Here is a 1,545-nt window from a genome sequence, read left to right as displayed (position 1 = left end):
TGGATAGGTTACACTTAGTTGGACAGATTAGTTAAGGTCATATATACTTAAACCTTACAAAAAGATGGGAGCAAATTAATTATGACCAAGAGAACAAGAAGAACATTCACGAAAGAATTTAAAGAACAGATCGTCCAACTTCACCTTTCAGGAAAACCTAGAAGTGAAATTATTAAAGAATATGAGCTTACGCCATCAGCCTTTGACAAATGGGTTCGCCAGCATAAAACAAGTGGCTCCTTTGAAGAAAAGGACAATAGAACCCCTGAACAAGAAGAAATTATAAGACTTCGTAAAGAAAATCAAAGACTGATGATGGAGAATGATATTTTAAAGCAAGCCGCGCTGATAATGGGACGAAAGTAGATGTGATTCGGAATAACCGTCATAAATACTCGATATCAGCAATGTGCGCCGTCCTACAACTTCCAAGAAGCACGTACTATTATGAAGCGAAAATTCGGGATAACCAGGATAATGAGTTAACAGATTTAATTGTAAAAATCTTTAAGGATAGTCGGAATATTTATGGTCAAAGAAAAATAAAGAAAGAGCTACAGAAGCAAGGCTGGACAGTATCACGACGCCGGATTGGGCGAATAATGAAGGAACAAGGACTTGTTTCCAAATATACTGTCGCTCAATTTAATCCTAAAAAAGCAACAGTAAATGAGTCAGAAATTGGAAATGTATTAAATCGAGAATTTAAGCAAGACAAGGAATTAAAAGTAGTTGTAAGCGATTTAACTTACGTTCGAGTAAAACAAAAATGGCACTATATTTGTGTTTTAGTAGATTTATATAATCGTGAAATTATTGGCTACAGTTCAGGTCCTCAAAAGAACGCTGAGCTAGTTCACCGTGCTTTTTCATCAGTTAAATACAATCTAAATCGCCTCGAATTATTTCACACTGATCGAGGAAGTGAGTTTAAAAACCGTTTGATAGATCAAGCTTTAGAAACGTTTGGCATTAAGAGATCCCTAAGCGAGAAAGGAACGCCTTATGATAATGCAGTTGCCGAAGCAACGTTCAAAACTATTAAAACAGAATTCGTTTATGGTAAAGTGTTTGATAGTCAACAAGAGCTTGATCTAGAGCTATTTGATTACGTTAATTGGTTTAATAACATACGAATACATGGTTCATTAGATTACTTAACACCAAAAGAATTTAAAGAAAAACATCTAATTGGAAAGAATACTGTTCAGTAAAGTGTTCAAGAATAAATCGCAGAGCCGCAGCGTTAGCTGCTTGCCATTTACTGTAGCGCCCGATTCTTAGTAGACGATGGAAGGGGTCGGGGCCCCGCCAGCGAATACTTAGAATCGAATTGTCTGTGTTACAATTTATCAGCAGGTAAGCCCTCAAGGCTGTTTTTCCACCTGACCTGCGGTCATTCCACTACACAGACAATAGCAAAGTCAATGGTGGCGAACAATATGAATAAGTCTTATTAAAATTCAAATCATAGTAGTTGCATGAAATAATCAAATTTGAACATGTACCTTAAAAAAATTGTTCAATTTTGTGTTGACATACCAA

At 36.1% G+C, this 1,545-nt stretch carries 1 protein-coding gene; it reads left to right on the top strand.

What is annotated here, in order from left to right:
• Positions 1–81: 81 nt before the first annotated feature.
• Positions 82–1,214 (top strand): IS3 family transposase gene (locus AC3ASS_RS14175; RefSeq protein WP_488284152.1). Its coding sequence is split into 2 segments (ribosomal slippage): positions 82–331 and positions 331–1,214, totalling 1,134 coding nucleotides; the frame shifts between segments, so codons are not numbered across the junction.
• The last annotated feature ends 331 nt before the right edge of the window (positions 1,215–1,545 follow it).

It is taken from the genome of Bacillus sp. JST-5, assembly GCF_057747715.1.
Note: the sequence above shows the minus strand (reverse complement) of the source record. Positions and strands in the feature narration are given on the sequence as shown.